Source organism: Microbacterium sp. che218 (assembly GCF_040436305.1).
GTDB classification, from domain to species: domain Bacteria; phylum Actinomycetota; class Actinomycetes; order Actinomycetales; family Microbacteriaceae; genus Microbacterium; species Microbacterium algihabitans.
Window position 1 is genome coordinate 1,882,127 of record NZ_AP031501.1, and the last position, 24,004, is coordinate 1,906,130.

At 71.7% G+C, this 24,004-nt stretch carries 21 protein-coding genes; 10 read left to right on the forward strand and 11 right to left on the reverse strand.

What is annotated here, in order from left to right; all coding sequences use genetic code 11:
• Positions 1–5: 5 nt before the first annotated feature.
• The 3 genes from eccD to ABXS86_RS08830 are packed head-to-tail and all read left to right on the forward strand — an operon-like array spanning position 6 to position 4,019.
• Complete coding sequence (eccD, locus tag ABXS86_RS08820) at positions 6–1,340, forward strand: type VII secretion integral membrane protein EccD (RefSeq protein WP_353664169.1); 1,335 nt, start codon at positions 6–8, stop codon at positions 1,338–1,340.
• Between the two features lie 4 nt (positions 1,341–1,344).
• The gene (gene eccB / locus ABXS86_RS08825; protein WP_353664170.1) at positions 1,345–2,673 is read left to right on the forward strand and encodes a type VII secretion protein EccB; all 1,329 of its coding nucleotides are present in this window, start codon (positions 1,345–1,347) and stop codon (positions 2,671–2,673) included.
• Positions 2,670–4,019 carry a S8 family serine peptidase gene (locus tag ABXS86_RS08830; protein WP_353664171.1) on the forward strand — a complete coding sequence of 450 codons (1,350 nt, stop codon included), beginning with the start codon at positions 2,670–2,672 and terminating at the stop codon, positions 4,017–4,019. Before eccB ends, ABXS86_RS08830 begins: the two co-directional genes overlap by 4 nt.
• A 15-nt stretch (positions 4,020–4,034) precedes the next feature.
• On the opposite strand, the gene ABXS86_RS08835 is transcribed toward ABXS86_RS08830, so the two are convergent.
• The gene (locus ABXS86_RS08835; RefSeq protein WP_353664172.1) at positions 4,035–5,318 is read right to left on the reverse strand and encodes a DUF5684 domain-containing protein; all 1,284 of its coding nucleotides are present in this window, start codon (positions 5,316–5,318) and stop codon (positions 4,035–4,037) included.
• A gap of 29 nt (positions 5,319–5,347) precedes the next feature.
• Entirely contained in the window at positions 5,348–5,578 is a 231-nt protein-coding gene (locus ABXS86_RS08840; RefSeq protein ID WP_307208754.1) for a hypothetical protein, read from the reverse strand.
• Between the two features lie 25 nt (positions 5,579–5,603).
• Here ABXS86_RS08840 and ABXS86_RS08845 point away from each other — a divergent pair, with 25 nt between their 5' ends.
• The 3 genes from ABXS86_RS08845 (at position 5,604) to ABXS86_RS08855 (ending at position 7,625) form a co-directional block, all read left to right on the forward strand.
• The gene (locus tag ABXS86_RS08845; protein WP_307208741.1) at positions 5,604–6,122 is read left to right on the forward strand and encodes a CGNR zinc finger domain-containing protein; all 519 of its coding nucleotides are present in this window, start codon (positions 5,604–5,606) and stop codon (positions 6,120–6,122) included.
• Between the two features lie 79 nt (positions 6,123–6,201).
• The gene (locus ABXS86_RS08850) at positions 6,202–6,606 is read left to right on the forward strand and encodes a GNAT family N-acetyltransferase (protein WP_353664173.1); all 405 of its coding nucleotides are present in this window, start codon (positions 6,202–6,204) and stop codon (positions 6,604–6,606) included.
• Positions 6,603–7,625, forward strand: a complete 1,023-nt coding sequence (locus ABXS86_RS08855; protein WP_353664174.1) for a pirin family protein — start codon at positions 6,603–6,605, stop codon at positions 7,623–7,625. Before ABXS86_RS08850 ends, ABXS86_RS08855 begins: the two co-directional genes overlap by 4 nt.
• A gap of 2 nt (positions 7,626–7,627) precedes the next feature.
• On the opposite strand, the gene ABXS86_RS08860 is transcribed toward ABXS86_RS08855, so the two are convergent.
• Both ABXS86_RS08860 and ABXS86_RS08865 read right to left on the reverse strand, forming a co-directional pair.
• Complete coding sequence (locus ABXS86_RS08860; protein WP_353664175.1) at positions 7,628–8,821, reverse strand: M15 family metallopeptidase; 1,194 nt, start codon at positions 8,819–8,821, stop codon at positions 7,628–7,630.
• Between the two features lie 72 nt (positions 8,822–8,893).
• Positions 8,894–9,586 (reverse strand): hypothetical protein, encoded by a 693-nt coding sequence (locus ABXS86_RS08865; RefSeq protein ID WP_353664176.1) that lies wholly within the window; start codon positions 9,584–9,586, stop codon positions 8,894–8,896.
• Between the two features lie 131 nt (positions 9,587–9,717).
• Here ABXS86_RS08865 and ABXS86_RS08870 point away from each other — a divergent pair, with 131 nt between their 5' ends.
• Positions 9,718–10,824 carry an Rv2578c family radical SAM protein gene (locus tag ABXS86_RS08870; RefSeq protein WP_353664177.1) on the forward strand — a complete coding sequence of 369 codons (1,107 nt, stop codon included), beginning with the start codon at positions 9,718–9,720 and terminating at the stop codon, positions 10,822–10,824.
• Positions 10,825–10,896: 72 nt separating this feature from the next.
• On the opposite strand, the gene ABXS86_RS08875 is transcribed toward ABXS86_RS08870, so the two are convergent.
• The gene (locus ABXS86_RS08875) at positions 10,897–13,245 is read right to left on the reverse strand and encodes a DEAD/DEAH box helicase (RefSeq protein WP_307208689.1); all 2,349 of its coding nucleotides are present in this window, start codon (positions 13,243–13,245) and stop codon (positions 10,897–10,899) included.
• 378 nt (positions 13,246–13,623) lie between these two features.
• Between ABXS86_RS08875 and ABXS86_RS08880 the strand changes: the two genes are divergently transcribed.
• Positions 13,624–14,256, forward strand: coding sequence for an antibiotic biosynthesis monooxygenase (locus tag ABXS86_RS08880; protein WP_251505818.1), 633 nt, complete (start codon positions 13,624–13,626; stop codon positions 14,254–14,256).
• Positions 14,253–15,158 (forward strand): aldose 1-epimerase family protein, encoded by a 906-nt coding sequence (locus ABXS86_RS08885; protein WP_307208673.1) that lies wholly within the window; start codon positions 14,253–14,255, stop codon positions 15,156–15,158. Before ABXS86_RS08880 ends, ABXS86_RS08885 begins: the two co-directional genes overlap by 4 nt.
• A 1,354-nt stretch (positions 15,159–16,512) precedes the next feature.
• Here ABXS86_RS08885 and ABXS86_RS08895 read toward each other — a convergent pair.
• The 6 genes from ABXS86_RS08895 to ABXS86_RS08920 form a co-directional block, all read right to left on the reverse strand.
• The gene (locus tag ABXS86_RS08895; RefSeq protein WP_353664178.1) at positions 16,513–19,674 is read right to left on the reverse strand and encodes an efflux RND transporter permease subunit; all 3,162 of its coding nucleotides are present in this window, start codon (positions 19,672–19,674) and stop codon (positions 16,513–16,515) included.
• 80 nt (positions 19,675–19,754) lie between these two features.
• A complete protein-coding gene (crcB, locus tag ABXS86_RS08900; protein ID WP_353664179.1) occupies positions 19,755–20,120 on the reverse strand; it encodes a fluoride efflux transporter CrcB in 366 nt (121 codons plus the stop codon).
• A gap of 31 nt (positions 20,121–20,151) precedes the next feature.
• A complete protein-coding gene (locus tag ABXS86_RS08905; RefSeq protein ID WP_353664180.1) occupies positions 20,152–20,376 on the reverse strand; it encodes a hypothetical protein in 225 nt (74 codons plus the stop codon).
• Positions 20,377–20,437: 61 nt separating this feature from the next.
• The gene (locus ABXS86_RS08910) at positions 20,438–21,322 is read right to left on the reverse strand and encodes an alpha/beta hydrolase (RefSeq protein ID WP_353666238.1); all 885 of its coding nucleotides are present in this window, start codon (positions 21,320–21,322) and stop codon (positions 20,438–20,440) included.
• A 15-nt stretch (positions 21,323–21,337) separates the two neighbouring features.
• A complete protein-coding gene (locus tag ABXS86_RS08915; protein ID WP_353664181.1) occupies positions 21,338–21,781 on the reverse strand; it encodes an SRPBCC family protein in 444 nt (147 codons plus the stop codon).
• Positions 21,778–23,199: a flavin monoamine oxidase family protein gene (locus ABXS86_RS08920; RefSeq protein WP_353664182.1), complete on the reverse strand. Its 1,422-nt coding sequence runs from the start codon at positions 23,197–23,199 to the stop codon at positions 21,778–21,780. The genes ABXS86_RS08915 and ABXS86_RS08920 overlap by 4 nt, the downstream gene beginning before the upstream one ends.
• 56 nt (positions 23,200–23,255) lie before the next feature.
• On the opposite strand from ABXS86_RS08920, the gene ABXS86_RS08925 reads away from it, so the two are divergent.
• A complete protein-coding gene (locus ABXS86_RS08925) occupies positions 23,256–23,891 on the forward strand; it encodes a TetR/AcrR family transcriptional regulator (protein ID WP_353664183.1) in 636 nt (211 codons plus the stop codon).
• Positions 23,892–24,004: the final 113 nt, after the last annotated feature.

The window sequence follows — 24,004 nt, forward strand, 5'->3', positions numbered from 1 at the left end:
CGCGGATGGCTGACGTCATGAATGCGACGCGCGCGTTGCTGCGTCTGTCGGTGCAGAGCGAGGGGCGACGTCTCGACATCGCCGTACCGGCCCAGGTGCCGGTCATCGAGTTCCTCCCCGGCTTCGCGCGCTCTCTTGGTGTGCTCGATCCGTCCATGACCTCGGCGGGCTACGCCCTGCACCGCGCGGACGGAACCACCGTCGATCCTTCGCTCGGCGCCTCGGCCCAGGGAATCGTCGACGGCGAGGTACTGACGCTGGTGCGCGGCGGCCTCGTCGCCCAGCCGCGGGTCTACGACGACATCGTCGAAGCGGTGCTCGACGCCACCTCGCAGCAGAACCGGCCGTGGACGACGCGCGACAACGCCCGCACCGCCCTCGCCGTGAGCCTCGCCCTTCTCGGCGTCTGCGCGGTTCTGCTCCTCGCCGCCGGACGCACCCTGCCCTTCGGCGCCCTCGTCGCCGGCGGCGGTGCCATCGTGCTCCTCGTCGTCTCCGCCGTGGTCGCACGTCTCGGGCAGCGCGAAGCGGGCCAGGGTCTCGGCATGGCGGCGGCCGTCTTCGGCGCCGTCGCGGGCTATCTCGCGATCCCCGCGGCGATCGACATGTGGGGATGGCCCATGGCCGCAGCCGGCGGCGGCGCGTTCGTCATCGCCGGTGTCTCTCTCGCCCTGACGCGTGAGCGCGCCGAGCTCCAGCTCGCTCCCCTCGTCGCGGGCGGCGCGATCGGCGTCGCGGGCACCCTCGCCGCCTTCTTCCCTCCCGCCATGGTGTGGACGCTCATGATCGGCGTCGTCGGCACGCTCGCGGGCGCCCTCCCCTGGCTCGCGATGGGCACGACGCGGCTGCGCGTGTTCTCGCCCCAGAGCGACGTGGAGATGTTCGCCGACCCCGAGCCGATCGATGCCGACGACATCGCCGCCCGCGTCGCGCAGGGCAAGCGCATCCTCATCGCCCTGCGCCTCGCCCTCGCCGCGGCCGTACTGGTCGCCACTCCGCTCGTGGCCGCGCAAAACGCCACCGGCGCGATCCTGTGCGCTCTCGCCTTCGCCGGCATGATGTTCCCCTCGCGGCAGACCTACGCCCGCTCGGGCGTGCTCACGGTGATGGCCACCGGCGTGCTCGGCCTCGTCGTGGCCGGCGTCGTGGCGTCGCTCGCGCAGCCGGGTTTGCGCGTCGGCATCCTGATCGTGCTCGCTGTCGCGACCGTCAGCGTGGTGACCGTGACCCTGCTGGCGCCCAAGACGCGCCTGCGCCTCATCCGCGTCGCCGACACCGTCGAGCTCCTCGTGCTCGCCTCGCTCCTGCCGCTGTCGGTCATCTCGTCCGGACTGGCCTGACCCGATGGCCACCAAGGGCGACCTGATCGAGGCGCAGAACTTCTCGCGCCGACGCCTGCTCACCGCCTTCGTCAGCGGCGCCCCCGGCGGCAAGGAGCTCCAGCCGACCTCTCCCCTGCGCGCGGTGATCGCCGCGATCGCGCTGACCGTGATCGTCGTGCTGGTGGGCGTGTTCTACGGCCTCATCCGCCCGGGTCTTCCGACCGGCTGGGAGAACGGCAAGCTCGTGCTGGTCTCCGACACCGGAGCACGCTTCGTCACCGTCGACGGCGTGCTCCACCCGGTGATCAACACCGCCAGCGCCCGCCTGCTGCTGCCCGCCGACAACTTCGGGGTCATCTCCACCGACCAGGCGACACTCGCCGGCACCCCCGTCGGGAACACCCTCGGCATCACGGGCGCCCCAGACGAGCTGCCCCCCGCATCGGGTCTCATCAACTCGGGCTGGAGCGCGTGCGTCACCGACGACGCCGCCGTCGATGTCCGCGTGAGCACGGCCGCGGCTCCGACTCCCGCCACGGGCAAGGCCGTCGTGGTCTCCGTCGACGGCCTTCTGCACGTGGTGCAGGGCGAGCGCAGCTTCGCGGTGTCGAACGAAGACCCGGATGCCGTGTTGCGCGCCGCCGGCATCTCGTCGCTGAACCCGGTGCCGGTCTCGGCCGCCTGGCTCGACCTGTTCACAGCGGGCACGCCGTTGACGCCGATCACGCTGAAGAACTTCGGCCAGGGCGTACCGGGCACCTCGCTCAAGGTCGGCGAGGTGATCCGCCAGACGGGCACCCCCGACGACGAGCGTTACCTGGTGCAGACCGGCGGTGTGCTCGTGCGCCTGACTCCTCTCGCCTGGCAGCTGTACCAGCTCGGAAGCGGCAGCGCCCTCGGTACGAGCGTCACCGAGGTCTCGATCGACGAGACCCGCAACCTCCCGACCGCGACGCAGGACCTCGGTCAGGACTGGCCCGAGACCGCGTTCGACACCGTCGCCGCGGGCCAGCGCCCGTGCGCCGTGCTCGAGGGCGGCGAAGGTCAAGCCGTCACGGCCCTGGCCACGCAGCCGACGTCGACGGCGGTGACCGCCGGGGTGCAGGTCGAGCCCAGCCACGGCGCCCTCGTGCGGGCCGGCGGACGCGGCGACCAGAACTCGAGCGTGCTCACCCTGGTGGACGCCACCGGCACGGCCTACCCACTCCCCAGCGCGAGCGAAGAGGTCATCTCCCGCCTCGGGTACAGCACCGACGACGTCGGCGCTGTGGCCGACGGGTGGACGGCCCTGCTCGCAACCGGCCCGTCGCTGACGGAGGGCGCCGCGCAGACCACGCCGGAGACGAAGTGATCGCGGGCATCCGACGCGTCGGCGCGGTCGCTCTCGCGACCGGGATCCTGCTCGCGGGAGTGCCCGCCGCGGCGCACGCCGGAGTCGGCGGCCCGGTCTCGACGCAGGGCCTCGGCCCGGCATCCGGGATCGTGTCGGCCACGCAGGAGCAGTGCGATGCGTCGACGCGCGTGACCCAGACCCCGCTGGCGCTCGCCCAGCTGCAGAGCGACGCGGCCTGGGCGCTCACTCGCGGAGCGGGCGTCACCGTCGCGGTGGTGGATTCGGGGGTGGCGAAGAACCCGCACCTCGACGACAACGTCGTGCCCGGGGTGAACCTCGTGCCCGACGGCACCGACGCCAACGGACGCACCGACACCTACGGCCACGGCACCGTCATCGCGGGCCAGATCGCCGCGCAGGTGATCTCGGGCTCCGGGGTGCAGGGGCTCGCCCCCGAGGCGAAGATCCTGCCCATCCGCGTCTACGCGGGCGACGAGAAGTCGCAGATCGATGCCGGGATCGGCCCGAACACCGCGCGCATGGCCGAGGGGATCCGCGTCGCCGCCGACCGCGGCGCGCAGGTCATCAACGTCTCGATGAGCACGACCGAGAAGAACGGCGCCCTGGCCGACGCCGTCGCGTACGCGAAGTCGCGCGGCAGCCTCGTCATCGCGAGCGCGGGCAACCGCGACTCGACGGCGGCGGTCGAGCAGAGCGACGCCGACGGCGTCCGCTACCCCGCCGGGTTCTCGGGCGCGTTCGGCGTCTCGGCCACCAACCTCGAGAGCGCCGTCACGAGCGACAGCATCCGCGGCACGCACGTGCGGCTCTCCGCTCCGGGTCAGGCCATCGCCTCGGCCTGGCCGTTGGGCGGCGACTGCGTGGTGTCGAAGGAGCAACCCGCGACGAGCTACGCCGCGGCGTACGTGGCGGGGGCTGCTGCTCTCGTCGCGGCGGCGCACCCCGACGAGACCCCCGCCCAGTGGGCGTACCGCCTGGAGGCGACCGCCGTGCGGCCGCAGCCCGACGACCGCTCGAACATCACCGGGTGGGGCTTCGTTCAGCCCTACGACGCGATCGTGCTGGTCCCCGGCTCGGGGCTGCGCGGGCCGAACAGCCCGTTCCCCGGCGCCTCGCCCACGGCCTCGCCGACCGGAACGCCCGCTCCGGTGGCCGTGGTCGTCGGGCCGGGTCCGGATGCCGCGGCCATTTCGACCATGACCGGCATCGGTGTCGCGGGACTCGTGGCGCTCGGCGCCATCGGCGCACTGGCCGTGTACGTCAGCCGCCGTAGGGAAGAGACCGCACCGCGGCGCCCGACGCCGACGGGTCGCGGCCTGTACGGTCCCGACTCCGCGGAGTAGGAACGCCCCGCGAGGTCAGACCGTCGCCTCGGGGCGCAGCTCGACCTGCGCGTCGCCGAGTCGAAAGCGGTTCGGGACGACCGCCGTGCCTCCAGCCGGCAGCTTCTCGGCGCGACCGTCGTCGTGCACCAGGGTCACTCCGTTGGTCGACTCGAGGTCGGTGATGGTCCAGCCCGTGACCGTCCAGTCGAGGCGGGCGTGACGCTTCGACATGGTGCGCGTGTCGTCGGTCACCGTGACGTATTGCACGCCTTCGTCGTCGGCGGACGGACGACGGCCGAGCACGACGGTCCGGCTCTCGAGGGCGACGAGTTCTCCACCGGGCAGGCGCAGGCTCCACTCGCCACGGCGGCGTGACCGCGGGCGTGCCGTCTGCGTCATCTCCTCGATAGGCGAGGCGGCGGCCGACGACTGCTCGTCGGGACGCTGCGCCGTGGAATCGGTCGTCTCGGCGACCCGGCCGAGCTCCTCGCCCTCCGCGGAGGGCGCGTCTGCGTCCGCGGTGGTGGGCGTCTCGGCGCTGGCAGCGACGGCGGGCATCTCCACGTCGGGCGCGGAGCTCGGTACCTCGACGGCGGGCACGGCGGTCGGCACCTCGGCGACCGGTCCGTCGGCGAGCGACGCGGCATCGCGCGGCGCGACGGTCGTCTCCCCGGCGGGCACCTCGCCGATGACGACGGGCCCCGGCAGCACCGGAACGCTCGGCATCTCCGGCGCGACCGACCGCGAGCGACGGCCTCCGGCCGCGGCAGCCGGCGGAGGCGGATCCGTCGTGGCGGAGGAGGCCGAAGAGGGAGTCGCAGATGTCGTCGCGGAGGCTGCCGCGGTCGACGCCTCACCAGCCGACGCCTCCGCCCCCGGCACGGCACTGATCGGCGCGGGCTCGCCCTCGGCCACGGTCACGACCTCCGCGTCGTCGTCGGTCGCGTGATCCACGGCATCCGGAGTCTTCTCCCCGGCAGCGAGTACGCCCGCCCACGCGGGAGGGAACACCAGCGCGAGCGCCGTCGTGCCCGCCCCGCGCCCGCTGGGCTCGCCGAGGCGGTGCGCAGCGCGCGCTTTGAGCACGAGCCCGTAGACGTTGACGCCCGGGACGAGCAGCAGCACGGCCCACACCGGGTCCTGCCGGCCGAGGCGGAAGACCTCGGCCTCGTTCAGCAGCGGAATCCACGCCCGCCAGGGCTCACCCCCGCGGCCCGCGAACACGCGCGACAGGCCGATGGCGTACCAGACGTGCAGCACGAGGGCCAGCACCAGCACCGCTCCCGCGGTCACGGCGATCAGGCTCAGAGCATCCATGCGTCCTCCGTCGACGGTCTGACTCGACGCTACCGTGCGGGGTGGCCTCCGACCTCGCCGGCAGGGGGCGAGATCCGCGACATCGCGAGGGGAACGACGACGCTCGCGGCCTCGAGGTCGACGCGCCGCGCCCCGCACGCGGAGCAGCGGACGTACCGCACCCGGCCTTGGCTGGTCGAGTGAGCCGACTCGGTGATCCAGCCGTGTTCGTGAGGGGCGGATGCCGAGACGGCGAGGGCGAGCAGGTCTGAGACGGTCATGGTCCCAGCGTGATGTAATGCCGTTATGCATCTCAACCCTTACGGGGAGTACGCGGTCCTGCTGGCCGCGTCGCTCGCGAACGACTGGCCCGCCGATCGCGCCGGCATCGAGCAGCGCACGCGCGAGATGGGGATGACGATGACCTTCCCCGCGGCATCCGGAGATCACGAACGCACCCGCGCGGTCATCGACGAGTGGCTCCGCGTGGTCGACGAGACCGACCCGGCCGCGCGCGCCGCCCTCCTGAACGCGCAGATGGCGGCGGTCACCGCCTACCCGCGCCTCACCGACCACGACGGCGAGGGATGGCACCTGCACTACCGCGACAGCGACGAGGCGCTCCCCCGCGTGCTCGCCGCCGTCATCTCGGTGGGCACCTCTCTTCACCTCGTCACGCGCGGCATGAACCGCCTCGGCCGCTGCGCCGCCGAACCGTGCACGAACGTCGTCGTCGACGTCACCCGCAACGGCCGTCAGCGCTACTGCTCGGTGCGCTGCGCCAACCGCGCCGCCGTGCGGAGGCATCGCGCGCGCGTCGGGTGAGGGCGAGCGGAGGAGCGAATCATGCCGGATGGTTCCCCGTTCCCCGAACGTCCTCCTCCTCTACCCCACGACATCCCGGATGCCGCAGGGATGGCGGAACATCCATGCCAGCGCATACGTTGCTGTGGACACCGACGAAGGAGATTCCATGGCCGACGAACTGACCGTGACCCGCAACGACGAGGCGGGCCGCTACGAGATCCGCGTGGGCGACGAGCTCGGGGGCTTCATGGAGTTCCGCCCCGCGAGCGGCGATCGCACCGAGCTGCCCCACACCGAGGTCGACCCGGCGTTCAAGGGTCGCGGCCTGGGCTCGACCCTCGCGAGCGAAGCGCTCTCCGACCTCGCGCGCCGCGGCGACACGGTCATCCCCTCCTGCCCCTTCGTCGCGCACTACCTCAGCGAGCACGACGTACCCGGCCTGTCCGTCGATCAGCCCGAGCAGGGCGAGTCCGACGCGGCCGGAGGCGGCGACCGGTCGTGACCCGGCTCGACGTCGCTCCCCCGGCATCCGAGGGTCCGATCGACTGCGACGGCCCCCGCGCGTTGATCGTCGAGGCGCGAGAGGTGCCGCTGGGCGGCGTGCGCGGCATGGAAGTGCACCGCACCCTCCCGCACCGCGCGTTGCCGATGGTCGGCGCCTGGTGCTTCCTCGACCGCTTCGGCCCGCAAAACACGCTCATGCGCGTCGAGCCGCACCCGCACATCGGACTGCAGACGGTGACGTGGCCGATCATCGGCGAGGTCCGGCATCGCGATGCCGTGGGCAGCGACGTCGTCGTGCGCCCCGGCGCCCTGAACCTGATGACGAGCGGCGCGGGCATCGCGCACTCCGAGTATTCGGTCGGTGAGGGCCCGATCCCCCTCGACGCCCTGCAACTCTGGGTGGCGCTGCCCGAGGCGCGGCGGCACGGGGAGCCCGCGTTCGAGCGTCACGAAGACCTGCCGGTGCTCGACCTGGGCGAGGGTGCCGACGCGGTCGTGGTGATGGGCGCACTCGGCGAGATCGTCTCGCCCGCGACGGTGCACACCCCGATCGTGGGCGCCGAACTGCGCCTCCCGGCCGGCGCCACCGTTCGCATTCCCCTCCGTCCCGAGTGGGAGTACGCCCTATACGGCATGACGGGCACCGCCGAGGTCGAGACGGGGGTGAATGCCGTGAACGCCGACGCCGCGCTACGCCCCGGCACTCCTGCCGAGCCGGGGTCCACGGCATCCGTCGACCACACCCGCTTGATCTACCTCGGCCGGGGCCGCGATCATGTCGAGCTGCGCACCGACGAAGGCGCCCGCGTGTTCCTGCTGGGCGGGGAGCCGTTCGAAGCCGACATCGTCATGTGGTGGAACTTCGTGGGCCGTTCGCACGACGAGATCGTCGAGGCCCGCGAGGCGTGGGAAGCGCAGGCGCCGCGCTTCGGGACCGTGATCGACCATGGTCCGGAGCGCATTCCCGCACCTCCCCTGCCGGCGGTGCGGCTCACGCCGCGGAGGCGGCGGGGCTGAACTCAGTACGTCGGCGCCGCCGGGAGGCCGAAGAACTCCTCGAGGGTGGTGAAGCCGCCCTCGTGGTAGGCGCGAGCGAGTTCGGGACCGATGTAGCGCAGGTGCCACGCCTCGGGCTCGTATCCGCTCACCGCTTCGCGACCTTCCGCGTAGCGCGTGACGAAGCCGAACTCCCACGAATGCTCACGCACCCACGCGCCCTGAGCCGACGCGGCGACGTCGTCGAGGGTGCGGCACGAACCGTTGCAGGGCACGATGTCGACGGCCAGACCCGATTGATGCTCGCTGTAGCCGGGCCGGGCGCTCTCGCGATCGGCACCCTCCACCCCGCTGACGCGCACGCGGCCCGCGTAGGTGGACTTCTGGGTCGTGTACGAGCGGAACGCGCTCAGGTAGCCGATCTCGCCGGCCCCCGCGTCGGAGGCGGCCTTCACCATCGCGGTGAGCGCGTTCGCCGCCGGCGTGCGCAGCGCGGAGTCTTCCAGGGCGCGGACGTTCGCGGGCATGATGAGGTCGCCCGGGTAGTAGTCGACGGGGTTGAGCGGGCGCTGCTTGTTGACGACGACCCACTCGCGGTTCGGGTCGCTGAGCGAGACGCAGGGCGCGATTCCGGATGCCACGGCCTCGCGGAACGCGCTGCCCCCGCCCGCTGCGGCGATGGCGGCGGCGTCATCGCCGGCCGAGAGCGCCGCCGTGACGGCCGGGTCGTCGCACGGCGTGGCCGTCGCCGCCACCGCCGACACCGCGGGCACGGGCAGCCCCTCGGAGGGGACGGCGGGAGGACCCGCGATCGCCGCGGTCACGGCGGAGCCGTCGGCGCTCGTGGAAGCCGTGGCATCCGCCCCCGCTCCGATCGCCAGGCCGACGGCCACCGTCGCGGTGGCGACGACCACCGCGAACGCTCCGGCGACGACCGCGAGCCGGCGACGGCGGGCCGTCGGCAGGGCGGAGAACCACTCGGTCGCGGCACGGAGTCGGCCGCCTTCGGACGAGGAGGTCGAGTCCTCGACCGGCGCGAACGAGCGACGACGAAGCGGCGGCGCGGTCGGTCCGGCCTCGCGCAGAGCGCGGCGCGTCGGTGACCCGGAGGTCTCGGGCGTGGCCGGGGCGACAGGCACGGAGAGTGCCGCCGTGGCGAGTCGCTCAGCCTCCGCGCGCGCGGCGCGGCGGGGAGAGAGCTCGGAATCGGGGGACATGACTGGTTCCATTGTCTCCCGGGACCGCGGACCGGTCGACCCCGCCTCACCCGGTGGACGCCCGCGCGGCCCTCACAGCGCGTCGCTGAAAGCGACTTCGCCCGCCGCGACGAACACGAGGACGATGCTGAGCGTGCCGGCGACGAGCAGCAGGGCGGGATGCGCGAGCCCGACCACCACGCGCCGGGTGCGCGGCGACTCGGCGAAGAACTGCTCGGGGATGCGGTGCCGCGTCGGCACCGGCGCCCACCCGCGCAGGCGCGCGATGTACCCCACGCAGCGGAAGATGAGCACGGCCCACAGGACCGCGACGATGAAGGGCACGACGGCGCCGAAGATCTCGAGCGCCTCCTCCCATGCCGCTTCGGTGTTCGAGCGGGAATCCTCGGTCAGCTGCACCGCGACGGCTGCACCGAGCACAACGGATCCGATCCACAGGATGAGCGCCCCGAGCAGGGCGAAGAAGCGCGCGAAGAAGTGGCCGAGGATCGACGGTTCGGACTCCAGGTGCGCACGGGGCGTCTGCGACAGCACGAGCAAGGTCGCGCCGAGCGAGGGCAGCGCGGCGCTCAACGACACGGCCACCCGCAGGGGCTCCGGGCCGTGCGCGAGGTCGACGACGACGATCAGCACGGCCATCGCCGCGAGCCAGATCCATCCTGCGGCCGCGGGGTGACGCTCGACCCACGACGGATGCAGGGGCTCGAGGCGGCGCCCGGCCGCCGTCAGCAGCGCGTGGCCTCGTACGTGTCGCACGGTCTCCATGCGCCCCTCGTTCCCGTCGCGGCGGACGAACCAGCGACGCCTGTCACAGTATCGCGAGGGCATTCGAGCATGGGAGCGATTCTGGGATGCCGGGGCTTGCCCTGATGTAGAACATGTGTTCGAATGTGTGTATGCGGTGGCAAGGTCAACAACTCGGCGTCGACGACGCGGGAGCCCTCCCGGGCATGGAGCGCATGGACGGTCTCGTGCGCTCGGTCACGACGCCGGAGTTCGCCGGCATGACCTTCCACGAGGTGCTGTGCAAAAGCGCATTGAATCGCGTCCCCGGTGTTTCGGCGATGCCATTCGACTGGACGGTGAATCCCTATCGCGGATGCACTCATGCATGCTCATATTGCTTTGCTAGGAAAACGCATGAATACCTCGACCTCGATTACGGGGCCGATTTCGACTCGCAGATCGTGGTCAAGGTCAACGTCGCCGACGTGCTGCGCACAGAGCTGCGGCGCGGGTCGTGGGCCCGCGAGCCCGTCATGCTCGGGACGAACACCGATCCGTATCAGCGTGCCGAGGGGCGCTACCGCCTCATGCCCGACATCGTCGGCGCCCTGACCGACAACGGCACGCCGTTCTCGATCCTCACGAAGGGCACGTTGCTCCGGCGCGACCTGCCCCTGCTCACCGAGGCGGCGCAACAGGTGAAGGTGTCGCTGGCGATGTCGATCGCGGTGTTCGACGACACGCTGCAGCACTCGATCGAGCCGGGCACCCCGAGCGCCGAGGCACGCCTCGACACGGTGCGCGCGGCGACCGAGGCGGGGTTCCGCGTGACGGTGTTCCTCATGCCGATCATCCCGCACCTCACCGACTCGATCGCTGCGCTCGATCACGCCTTGGCCCGCATCCGCGCCGCCGGTGCGGCGCGCGTCGTCTACGGGGCGCTGCACCTGCGCCCGGGGGCGAAGCAATGGTTCTTCGAGTGGCTCGAACGCGAGCACCCGCACCTCGTGTCGTCGTACCGGGGGCTGTACCCCGGCGAGTCGACCTCCGCCCCGAAGGCCTACCGCACCTGGCTCGGCAAGCGCATGCGACCGCTGCTGCGCATGCACCGCCTCGACGGGTGGGACGAAGACGACCACCCGCGCGGACGCCCGCAGCCCGGCCTCGCGGCACGCACGCCGACGCCGGCGAGCAGCCTCGGTCCCATCAGGTCGACCGGGGTCCCGGCATCCGCCCGCCCCCGTGTCGCGCCGGCGAGCGAGCCCAGGCTGTTCTGAGGTCGCCACGTGACCGGCGAACGACGAAGGCCCCCGTCCGCGCGATGCGGACGAGGGCCTCCCTGACGACGATTACGCGTCGACGTTCGAGAGCTGACGGCCCGAGAGCTCCTCGAGCACGTCGTCGCCGAGCGCGGTCTCTTCGAAGGGAGCCTCGATCTCGGCGCGGTCGAGCAGCTCGGTCATGCGACGACGACGCTGGCGCGTGATCAGCGTGACCACGGTGCCGGCGCGACCGGCGCGACCGGTGCGGCCCGAGCGGTGCAGGTACGTCTTGTACTCGTCGGGGGCGTCGGCCTGAATGACCAGGTCGATGTCGTCGACGTGGATGCCGCGCGCGGCGACGTCGGTTGCGACGAGCACGTTCACGCGACCCGAGGTGAGCTTCTCGAGGTTGCGCGTGCGCTTCTGCTGGTTGAGGTCACCGTGCAGGGCGACGGCCGAGATCCCGGCGTCGTCGAACTGCTCGGCGAGCATCTCGGCATAGGCGCGGGTGCGGGCGAAGACGAGCGTCTTGCCGGCGCGGTCGACGAGCGAGTCGAGGATCTGCGCCTTGTCGCGGTGCTCGATGACGAGGACGCGGTGCTCGATGGTGCTGGAGTCCTGGTCTTCACCGGCGACCTCGTAGACGGCCGGCTCGACGAGGAACTCGTCGACCAGGGCCGCGACCTCGCGGTCGAGCGTGGCCGAGAACAGCAGCTTCTGGCTGCCCTTCTTGGTCGCGCGCAGAATGCGCTGCACGGGCTCGAGGAAGCCGAGCTCGCACATGTGGTCGGCCTCGTCGAGGACGGCGACCTGCACCTGCGAGAGGTCAAGCTTGCCCTGGTTCAGCAGGTCTTCGATGCGACCCGGGGTGCCGATGACGATGTCGACGCCCTTCTTGAGCGCACCGACCTGACGCGCCTGGGGCACGCCGCCGTAGACCTGGGTGGTGAACAGGCCGACGCTGCGCGCCAGCACCTGCACGGTGCGGTCGATCTGCAGGGCGAGCTCGCGCGTGGGGGCGAGGATGATCGCCTTGGGGGCGCGAGCGAACTCACGACGCTGACCCGCCTGCGAACGCAGGATGCTCTCGACCAGCGGTGCGCCGAAGGCGATGGTCTTGCCCGAGCCGGTGCGGCCGCGGGCGAGGACGTCGCGTCCCTCGAGGATCGGAGCGACGGTGGCCGCCTGGATCGGGAAGGGGCTCGCCGCACCGAGACCGGCGAGGGCGCGGACGAGGTTGTCGCCCAGACCCAGCTCGGAGAAGCCGGCACCGGTCACGGTCGCAGCGTCCACGGCCTCGGCCTGCAGGCGCTCGTGCACGACGTCGACGCGCTGCTCGTGCTCGGCGGAGCGCTTCGGGGTGTTGTTCTCCCCACGCCCACTCCACCCGCCGCTGTCGCGTCGGGCGGAGCCTCCGGGCGCGTGGCCCCAGTCGCTGCGGCTCGGGCCGTCGTTACGGCTCGGGCCGTCGTTGCGGCGGGGGCGCTCGTCGAAGGAGCGGGCCGGGCGGTCGCTGCGGTCGAATGACCGCGCGGGACGCTCGGTGCGGTCGAACGAGCGAGCCGGACGGTCCTCGAACGAACGGGCGGGACGGTCGCTGCGGTCGAACGACCGCGCGGGACGCTCGCCGGCGTCACGACGGGGACGCTCATCGCGATCGAACGAACGCGCGGGACGCTCGGTGCGGTCGAAGGAGCGGGCGGGACGGTCGCTGCGGTCGAACGAACGCGCGGGACGCTCACCGGCGTCACGACGGGGACGCTCGTCACGATCGAACGAACGCGCAGGGCGCTCGGTGCGGTCGAACGAACGAGCCGGACGCTCATTGCGGTCGAAGGAGCGGGCGGGACGCTCGTCGAACGAACGCGCGGGGCGGTCGCTGCGGTCGAACGAACGCGCGGGACGCTCACCGGCGTCACGACGGGGACGCTCGTCACGATCGAACGAACGCGCAGGGCGCTCGGTGCGGTCGAACGAACGAGCCGGACGCTCATTGCGGTCGAAGGAGCGGGCGGGACGCTCGTCGAACGAACGCGCGGGGCGGTCGCTGCGGTCGAACGAACGCGCGGGACGCTCACCGGCGTCACGACGGGGACGCTCGTCACGGTCGAACGAACGAGCCGGGCGGTCGTTGCGGTCGAACGAACGCGCGGGACGATCGTCGAACGAACGGGCCGGACGATCGTCGCGAGCCGAGGTGCGGATGCTGCGGGCCTCGGTACGGCCGGCGCGGTCGGCGGCGTTCCAGCGCCCCTTGTCGGGCGTGGCCTCCGACTCGGGGCGGTAGCCGCGGTGGTTGGGGCTCTTGCTGCCGGGCTTGGCGGGGCCTTCGGTTCCGGGACGACGCTTGCGGTCCTGGAACGAGGTCTTGGCGCCGTAGCGGGGCTCGAAGTTCTTGGCGGCGCGGCCGCCGGCGGGCTTCTTGTTCTTAGGCATGGAGAAACTTCCTGGGTTCTGTTCGCGCGAAACAGCGACACCGCTCGTGGCGGTGCGAAACCCGGACTCTCGTCGGCCGGGGGCCAATTCACTAGTGATGGTCGAGGCCGCGATCGCGTCCTGTCCATCGGCCCCTTGGACTACAAACCCATCCGCGCATCACGCACGGTGTCCAGAGCCGACCGCACCACGTTACAGGTGGCGCCTGGGAATGGCATCCATGCCCCCGCCTGTCACGAGAACAGGGCGCGCGACGAGAACAGGAGGATCTCGCCGAGAACCGCCTGTTCTCGCGACACCCTCCTGTTCTCGTGACAGACCGAACCTCTCGTCGCCGTCGACGCCGACGGATGCGGCGCGCTGACGGAAGATAGACGCATGGCAGACACCGACGCCCACCCCATCACGGTGGCGATCGAGCGGCGCATCGACCCGACGCGCACCGCCGAAGCGACCTCCTGGATGCAGGCCGGCACCGACCTCGCGACCGCTTTCCCGGGCTTCCTCGGCTCGGGCTGGGTGCGCGCGGGCGAAGACAGCGACCTCTGGTACATGCTGTACCGCTTCCGCGACATCACGACGCTCGAGGAGTGGGAGAGCTCCCCGCAGCGGCAGTGGTGGCTCGACTCGGGCCGCCCGTTCGCGCGCGAGGAGCGCAGCGAACGTCGCACGGGGATCGAGGGCTGGTTCGACGCCCCGCACGGCTCGATCCTCGAGGCGGCGACGGTGACGGATGCCGGGACTCAGCCGATCCAGCAGCCCGTGCCCCCGGCTCCCCCGCGCTGGAAGCAGGCGGTGACGATCTGGGTCGGCTTCTTCCCCACCAATCTGCTGGCGTCGTGGCTGCTGGGGTTCATCCCGGGCTTCGCCGAGGTGCCACTCGTGCTGCGCGTGCTCGCGACGACCCTCATGCTCACCCCCGTCATGACCTACGCGGTGCTCCCGTGGGTCACCCGCATGCTGCAGCCCTGGTTGCAGCGCCCCCGCCGATCGCGAAAGGCACAGCCATGACCGCCGACCCCACCGGATTCCGCTTCCGCCTGCGCGGCGAGCGCTCGTCGGCCGAGATCACCCAGGTGGGTGCAGCGCTGCGCGCGCTCACCGTCGACGGGGTCGATCTCGTGCCGAGCTATCCCGACGACGCCCCGACGCCCGCGGCATCCGGGGTCGTGCTCGTGCCGTGGCCGAACCGCATCCGAGACGGTCGCTACACCTTCGAGGGCGAAGACCTGCAGCTGGCCATCAGCGAGCCGAAGTTCGGCAACGCCAGCCACGGACTGCTGCGGTTCGGCACGTACCAGGCGATCGAGCACACCGACGCCCGGCTCGTTCTCGGGGCCGACGTCGTGCCCCAGACCGGATACCCCTTCCACCTGCGCACCCGCGTGACCTTCGACCTGCGCGACGACGGCCTGCACGTCACTCACGACATCGAGAACGTCGGAGCACGGACGGCGCCGGTGGCGCTCGGCGTGCACCCCTACCTGCAGATCGGGGGCGTGCCGACGGCCGATCTCGTGGTGCACTCCACCGGCACCTCGACGCTCGTCGTCGACGAGCGCAACATCCCCGTCGCCGAGGTGCCGGTCGATGCCGCCACCGATCTGCGCGCGGGCAAGCGCCTGGGCGACGCCGCCCTCGACAACGGCTATCGCGGGTTGGACCGCGACGCCGAGGGGCGCGCGCGCCACACGCTCACCGCTCCCGACGGGCGCCGTCTCGAGCTGTGGCAGGACGAGGGCTTCCGCTGGGCCCAGGTGTTCACGACCGACCGGTATCCGGGTCACCCGCTCGCCGTCGCGATCGAGCCGATGACGGCCCCCGCCAACGCCTTCGTCACCGGAACCGACCTCGAGAAGCTCGCACCGGGGTCGACGCTGCGCCGGAAATGGGGCGTGCGCTTCACTGCGTGATGCGTCCTTGTCCCCCAAATGGGGGACAAAGGATTAGCCATATGACCTGGGAAAATCCCAGGCAAGGGCTTTCCTACAAAGGCGGCGCGAACGTTACCATGAGCGGTGACGGATTTCCGTCAAGGCCGGGGGAGGCAAAGGACCAAGGTTTCCCCTTGTCTTCTACCCGAACGAGCCGACGGGGGCCGAGGGTCCCGCGATGAGGGGGGATCCCCGTTCCGTCTGAAGGAAAGATCCCCCATCATGAGCACCGCGCTCCGCTCCGCCGTCCCCGTTTCTGTCTCGGTGCCGCGTCTGACCGGCCTCACGCGTCGACTCGGGACGTTGTCCTCGCTCCACGTCGGTGCTGCGGCCCTGACTACGCTGGTCGGCGGCCTGCTGCTCGCGATCGCGACCACGAGCGACCCGCTGTGGTGGCACCTGCACTTCAGCCAGCTCGGCATCTTCGGCGATCTCTCCAGCGCATTCTTCAACACCACGCTCAAGGTCAGCGGAATGATCGTGGTGGTCTTCGCCTTCTGCGTGCGTCGTGACATCGCGCGCCTCGGCCGTGGCCCCGTGCGCCGCGGTGCGGCCACCGTCGCTTTCCTCTGCCTCAACTGCGTCGGTGTGAATCTCGCCCTGGTCGGCTGCATCCCCCTCAACACCGACAAAGACCTGCACGACAAGGTCGCCGGCTCCATGGTGCTCGGATTCCTCGTGCTGCTGCTCAGCGCTCCGCTGATGCTCAACCGCCTCGGCAAGCGCATGGCGATCGGCACGGGCATCGCACTCGTGTGGCTCATCGCCTCGATCACGCTGTTCGTGTCGGCCACGATCAACCTCGCGCTCTTCGAGACGATCTCGTGCGCGGCGATGTTCGCGTGGTCGGGCATGTTCACGCAGATCCTCGCAAGTGCGTCCGCCAAGACCACGCGCGATGTCGTCGAGGAGGTGGCGGATGCCGCTGCCCCCGCCGTCGCCCACGTCGCCCCGCGCCGCCGCGGCCGCTCGATCGTCGCCGCGCGCTCGCGCGCCTCGCAGCGCCCGCTCGGCGCCGCCCGCGCACTCCCCCGCCCGGCGCAGACGCGCGTCATCGCCATGACGCCCCTGTCCGCTTCGCCCCTCGAGCGCTTCCTGACGGTGCTCGCGCGCACCGAGCGCCCGCTGTCGATGAGCGACCGCACCGGGGTCGTGGCATCCGGAACCGTCCTCACCTCGGCGATCACCCGCACCGCGCCGCAACGCGGTGTCGACGGTCGCCCGTCGACTCACGTCGCCGCGCGGCACCTCACGGCCAACGCGGGTGAGGCTCCCACGGCCGCGCGGACGCACGTCGCCGCTCGGGGCCCCGCTGGCTCTCGCCCGCTCGCGATCAGTGCTTCTCGCGCAGCTCGCGTCGGCTCAACGGGTGGTCGTCGTCGACCGTCGGCGCACTCGGCACGGACTCTCGCTCCGCGCGGCGCTGCCGCCGGCGCTCGCTCGCTCCTTCGATGAGGTTGTAGAGCGTCGGCAGCACCAGCAGCGTCAGGAACGTCGACGACACGAGTCCGCCGATCACCACGACCGCCAGCGGCTGCGAGATGAACCCGCCGTGGCCGGTGATGCCGAGCGCCATCGGCACGAGCGCGAAGATCGCCGCGAGCGCCGTCATGAGGATCGGCCGCAGACGTCGCGCTCCGCCGACGATCGTGGCCTCGAACACGCTGAGACCACGCGCCCGGTACTGGTTGACGAGGTCGATCAGCACGATCGCGTTGGTCACGACGATGCCGACGAGCATCAGCGCACCGATCATTCCCGCGACCCCGAGCGGCACGCCCGTGATCAGCAGCATGATGATCGCTCCGGTCGCCGCGAACGGCACCGACACGAGCAGCTCGAGCGGCTGGCGCAACGACTTGAAGGTCGCCACCATCACGACGTAGACGATGAGGATCGCCGCGAGCAGGGCGAGGCCCAGCTGGCCGAAGGCATCCTGCTGGCTGGTGACCACGCCACCCACCTCGGCCGTGGCGCCCTCGGGCAGCTGCACGTCGGCGAGCGCCTCGCGCACGGTCGCCGACGAGCTGCCGAGGTCGTCTGAGGTCGGCGTCACAGTGATCGTCGCGGTGCGAAGGCCGCGCGCGGTCGTGATGGAGGGCGCCGTCTGGCTCTCTTCGACGGTCGCGATCTGGTCGAGGCGCACCGCTCCGCTCGCGCTCGGGATCTCGAGCGCGCGCAGGTCGTCGATCGTCTGCGGCGGGTTCGCGGTGGCGAGGTACACGGTCACCCCGCGGCCGTCGAGCTCGACGGTGCCCGCCTGACGGGGCTGCTGCGCCCCGGAGACGAGGGCGCCGACCGTGCGCTCCGACAGACCGCGTTCCGCGGCGGCGGCGCGGTCGACGCGCACCGACACGAACGGCAGCGAGGCCGACAGGCTGCTGGTGACCTGGCCCACGCCCTCGCAACCCTGCAGCTGCGACACGACGGAGTCGCTGGCCTGCTGGAGCGACGAGCCGTCGGCGGCGGTCACGTCGACGGTGATGTCAGTGGAGCCGAAGCCGCCCCCGGATGCCGCGACCTCGATCTCACCGGCGTCGGTGAGCTGTTCGAGCTCGGTGCGCACGCGCTCGCGGAGCTCGACCTGGTCGGCTCCGGACTCGGAGGTGATCGAGTACGTGATGCCCGAGCCGCCGCCCGAGAAGGCGTCGCGCAGCGCCGAGCCGCTCGAGCCGATCGAGGTCTGCACGGTTTGCACGCCCGGGGTGTCGAGCAGCACGGCCTCGACCTTCTGGGCCGCGGCGTCTTCGGCGTCGAGGCTGGGTGCCGAGCCGATCTTCTGCGTAACGGTGAAGGTGTTCTGACCCGAGTCGCCGAGGAAGTCGGTCTTGAGCAGGGGGAACGTGGCGAGGGTGCCGCCGAGGATGAGCACCGCCACCCCGAGGGTGACCGCCGAGTGCTTCAGCGTCCACGTGAGGATCGGGACGTAGGCCTTCTGCAACCGCGACGGAGGGGCGTCGGCGGCCTCGGGATCGACCGGGTCGCCGTTGTCGTCGCGGATGACCTTTCCGGGCTTGAGGAACCACGACGCCAGCACGGGCACGATCGTCAGCGAGACGAGCAGCGAGGCGGCCATCGCGATGGTCACGGTGAGCGAGAACGGGCGGAACAGCTCTCCGGTGACGTCGCCGACGAAGGCGATCGGCAGGAAGACCGCGACGGAGGTGATGGTGGATGCCGTGATGGCCGCGGCCACCTCGCGCACCGCGCGCACGATGGTGGGGATCTTGTCGGCGTCGCCGACGTAGTGGCGCTTGATGTTCTCGATCACCACGATCGAGTCGTCGACGACGCGGCCGATCGCGATGGTCAGGGCCCCGAGGGTCAGGATGTTCAGCGAGTAGCCGAACGACTGGAGGCCGACGAAGGTGATCAGCACGCTCGTGGGGATCGAGATGGCGGTGACGAGCGTCGAACGCACCGACATGAGGAAGACGAGGATCACCACGACCGCGAAGACGAGGCCGAGAAGACCCTCCTGCGCGAGGGCCTCGATGGACTGCTCGACGAAGGGCGCCTGGTCGAAGACGACGGTGAAGGTCGCCCCCTGGCCGAGCTGCGACTCGAGGGCGGGCAGCGCCGCGAGCACTCCGCGCGAGACGTCGACGGTGTTGGCCGCGGGGAGCTTGGTCACCGCGATGGTCAGCGCCGGCTTGCCGTCGACGCGCGACAGCGTCGTCACTGGGTCGGTCTGCAGGGCGACGTCGGCCACGTCGGCGATCGTGGTCTGGCCGGCCGCGATCTGCGCGGCGTCGGTCGGAACGAGGGGCAGAGCCGAGATCTCGTCGACGCTGGTGAGCTTCGAGCCCGTCTGCACGGTGAGGGTCTGGTCGTTCTCGGTGAGCGACCCGCCCGGGAAGAGCACGCCGTTCGCGTCGAGCGCGTCGGTGATGGCCTGCTGACTGAACCCGCGTTCGCCCAGGCGCGTGGCATCCGGAGTGATCGTCACCCGCTCGCCGGTGCCGCCGACGATCTGCGCGCCGTTGACGCCCGCCACGTCTTCGAGGTCGGGAACCACGCTCGTCTGGAGGGTCGCCTGCGTCGCCTGCGCGTCGGTGAAGCCCGTCACGGCGAGCTGGATGACCGGGAAGTCGTCGATGCTCGCCGACGCCACCGTCGTGTCGGCGGAGTCGGGCAGCTGGTCGTTGATGCGGGCGATCGCGGCGAGGATCTTCTGCTGCGCGGCCGCCAGGTCGGTGCCGTAGGCGAACGACGCCGACACGATCGACGAGTTCGTCGTGCTGGTGGCGGTGGTGGACTCGAGCCCCTCCACCCCGCGGATCGCGTTCTCGATCGGCGTCGACACGTCGGTCTCGACGACCTCGGGCGACGCACCCGGGTAGGTCGTGACGACGGCGAGCTGCGGGAACTCGATCGAGGGGATGAGCTCTTGCTTGAGGCTCGTCAACGCGAGACCGCCGAAGATCGCGGCGACGATCGTGACGAGGGCGATGAGGGCGCGGTTCTTCAGGCTGAGAACGGCCAGGTACGACACGAAGGACCCTCCGGGATCACATTCGATACAGGCGTGTATCGAACCTCAGTATCCCATGGGGTTTCCGAGGGCGGTCCGCTCTAGAGCAGCGAGCCCACCGTCAATCCGAGCGCGGCGGCGAGCACCGATCCCGCGAACGAGACGACGGCGTACGCCAGCGAGGCGCGCGTGCGCCCCTCCTCGGCCAGCAGGGCGGTCGTCACGGCCACCGCACTGAACGTGGTGTACCCGCCGAGCAGGCCGGTCCCGAGGATCCAGCGCCACGTCTCGTCGCCGGGAAGGGCGCTCAGGATGCCGAGGACCAGGGCTCCCGTGAGGTTCACCACGAGAATCCCCCAGGGGAATCCCTCGCCCGTGCGCCGACGGATGAGCACGTCGACGACGTAGCGCAGGGCCGCCCCGATGCCACCGGCGACGGCGACCGCGAGGAAGAGGAGGGGCGTCACGCCGCCAATCTACGCGGTCGCCGTCGGCCGGTCAGGCGTCGAGGGCCTCCACCCGCCGCCGCAGCTCGGCCGCCTTCTCGGCCCCGATCTGCGCCTCGGCGAGCTTGAGGGCGGCGCTCGCGGTGAGGGTGCGCGCCACGAGGTAGGTCGGGCTGGCCTTGAGGTCGGGGATGACGTCGAGGATGATGCCCTCGGCATCCGGATCGGTCATCAGCTTGCCGAGCTTGATCTTGGCGAGGTCGTATCGAGCGGCCATTTTTCCTCCGTGGGTGGGCGCATCGTCGCACCCCTCGGCAGATTGTTGCACATATGTACCGTTATGTCATCGCCGGCTGCGTCGCGCGGGCGAGAGCACCCACCTCGGCGAACGCGGAGCGCGATTCGGGCGTCCAGAACGCCCCGACGTAGACGTGAAACCCGGCCGGCGCCGTGATCAGACGCACCGGCGCCCCGGCGGCATCCGCCCGCCGAGCGAACGCCACCGCGTCGTCGAAGAAGATGTCACGGCCGCCCTGGAACAGCAGAGTCGGGGGCAGCCCGGTCGGATCCACGCGCGCGGGATCGAGCGCCGGGTCGCCCAGCCCCCGTTCGCCCGCCCAGGCAGCCGCTCCGGCGCGGAGTCCGGGCACCCGCAGCGAGGGATCGCGACGCACCCGCCGCGCGATCGCGGGGTTCTCGAGGGCCAGGTCGAGCCAGGGCGAGAACAGCACGAGGGCGTCGGGTCGGCGAGAGGCGCGCAGGGCCAGACCGACGGCGAGAGCGCCGCCCGCCGAGTCTCCGGCCACCCAGAGCCTCGAGGTCCCCGCCCGCGCCGCAAGGCGCTCGTACTGCGCATCGATCACGGCCAGGGTGTCCTCTGCGCCGTGATCGGGCGCCAGCGGATAGCAGACCACCGTGATCGCCGCCCCCGTCGCCCGGGCGAGACGCTCGATGATCCACCAGTGCTCGGCCACGAGCGGGTTCACGAGTCCTCCACCGGGCAGGTACATCAGCTCGAGCCCCGGAGTGCGCGCCGCCGGCTCGTAGCGGTACACCGGCAGGCCACCCTCGCGCGAAACGACCACGCGACCCGACCGGCGAAGGCGCGCGGGAGGCTCCGCGGGGCGCCGACCGGGATCGAGGGTGTCGAGGTAGTCGTCGCGCGCGAGCGCCCGCCGGATCGGCCGCGCACTCACCCACATGGCCCCCGCCGTGAGCGTCATCGACACCGACACGGGCTAGCCCTCGCGCGCGTCGGCGGCCATGTCGGCGAGCGCGTTCGTCGTCACCAGGCGCACCACCGCCGGCAGACCCGCGGCGATCTTGCGCCCGACCAGCGGACCGAACACCCCGGCGAGGGGACCCGAGATCTCCACGGCGTGCGTCACCGACAGACCGTTCGGCGTCTGGCGCATACGGTGCGGGAACGACAGCACCGCCCCGGGCAGACCGATGCGGAAGTTCATCGCGACACCCGGCTGCAGCTCGGTGAAGGTGAAGCGCTGCGCGGGAGTCCCGTGGTTGAGCACACGGCCTCCCGCGCCCACGCGCGGCGGCGCCGCGAACGCGGCCTCGCGCAGGTCGGGGTCGTCGACGGCCCAGTCGGCGGGGGTCGTCCACCTCTTCCACACCGCCTCGGCGGAGGCGGTCGTCAGGTGCGTGTATTCGCGGCGCCAGGTCATCGCAGGGCTCCCGTCTGTTCGTCGTCGGTCGAGGGATCGGAGAGCAGGGCGCGGGCCTGCAGCGCGGCGCGCTCCCCCGCGCGCACCGCGCCGTCCATGAAGCCGGTCCACCGACTCGCGGTCTCGGTGCCCGCCCACAGCACGCGCCCCACCGGGGCGGCGAGGGCGGACGCGTAAGGCACGACCGCTCCCGGCCCGGGGGCGGCGGTGGGGCCGCCGGCGACCCACGGCTCGGCACCCCAGCGCTGATCGATGTAGCCCGTGGCATCCAGCGCCTTCGGCCCGAACAGGTCGGCGAACGACGACAGGGCCCGGCCGCGGCGTTCGGCGAGGGGCAGGTCGTCCCACTCGCGCGCGTAGACACCCCCGATGAAGCCGAGCAGCACGCCGGGAGCGTCGGGACCGGCGGGACCGGCGTCGAAGGTGATGAAGGCGGGGCCGGTGTCGGACACCCCCTGACCCGACAGGTCGTGGTCGCGCCAGAACGGGCGGTCGTAGACCGCGTAGGCCTTCGACAGCACTCCCGCGGGCCAGCGCTGCGACATCTGCGTCTGCACGGGCGGCAGCGCGGGCGAGAACTCGATGCGCGTGCGCAGCGACGGCGGGACCGCGACGATCACCGCTCGCGCGCGGACCGTCTCGCGATCGGTCGACACCCGCACCTCGCCGCCGTCCGCCTCGACGCGGCGCACGGGCGAATCGAGGCGCAGCGCGTCGCCGAGCCCCGCGGCGAGACGCACGGCGATCTCGTGCGAGCCCTCGACGAAGTGCTCCTCCTGCGCGCCGCCGGCGGTGTCGAGCATCGCCGGCAGCCCACCCGCCTGGTGGATGTAGTGCAGGGCGTGCAGGAACGAGATCTCGTCGGGCTCGCAGCCCCACGTCGTGCGCCCGGCGATCGCGATGAGGTCGCGAGCGGCGGCGGAGGCGTGCGAGCGGCGCAGCCACGAACCGAGGCTCTCGGTGTCCCACTGCGCGGCCTGCGGCGCGGCCGCGGGGTCGCCGCAGGGCACCGATCGGGCCAGGCGGTCGAGCGTCAGCTGCACGCGGCCGACATCGAGCAGGCTCGCCCCCACCGGCGGCACGGTGCCGCGGTACCGGCGGTGCTGACCGCGCCAGCGGATGACGTTCTGCCCCGCCGTGTACGTCGGGAAGCGCGAGACCCCCACCTCGTCGGCGAGGGCGACGATGCGATCCTGCCCCGGACCGACGAAGGTGCCCCCGAGATCGACGTGCACGCCGCCCACCCGCGCCGACGCCACGCGCCCGCCGACGCGCGACGCGGCCTCGAACACGGCGACGCGCGCCCCGAACTGACGAAGACGATGAGCGGCGGTCAGACCCGACAGGCCCGCGCCGATCACGACGACATCGACGTCGGCAGCGGCCGACTCGTCCACGGCTCTCGAGGGTGCGGTCATAGGCTTGCTCCGTTTCTGGTGCGACACCGACCGGTGCGGCCGGCGAGGAGGACAGCGTGAGCGAGACGACGAGCCGATCGATGCGGGCCCGGGGCCGCGCGCGTCGCGAGCTGCTGCTGGACGCCACGATCGCGATCATCGCCGAGGGGGGCATCGCCGCCGTCACGCACAGGGCGGTGGCCGCCGCAGCCGGAGTGCCGCACTCGTCGACGACCTACTTCTTCGCCTCGCTCGACGACATGATCGGCGAGGCCGTCGCGCACGCCATGGCCGCCGAGCTCGAGCGACTCGAGCGGTTCCGCTCCGTGCTCGTCTCGGGCGCGAACAGTCCGGGGGCGGCGATCGACGAGTTCGTCGAGATCGTGCGCAGCCAGTCGCAGGACCACACGGTCGCGCAGTTCGAGATCTACCTGTTCGCGTCGCGGCATCCGGCGCTGCGCGTACACGTCGAGCAGATCCTCGACGAGACGCGGGCGCTCGCCGCGGCCGTGCTGCAGACCAACGGCGTGACCGATCCGCACGCCGCCGCCGCGGTCGTCGCGCTGATCGACGGTTTCGCCCTGCATCGCATCGCCCGTTCCGAAGAGGTCCAGTTCCAGTCCCTGGCGCACGCCCTGCGCGCCGCCATCGTGGGGTTCGTGACCCTCGCCGCGACCTCGTCGCTCGGCGAAGGGGATCGCTCGCCCGCCTAGTTGGCACAAACGTACAGGTTTCTCTCGCGCATCGCTGCTCGTCGCGAGTGAGTTCACATCTTCGTCACACAAAACGGTACGTGTGTGCAATAAAGTAACCCGATAGTCGATCC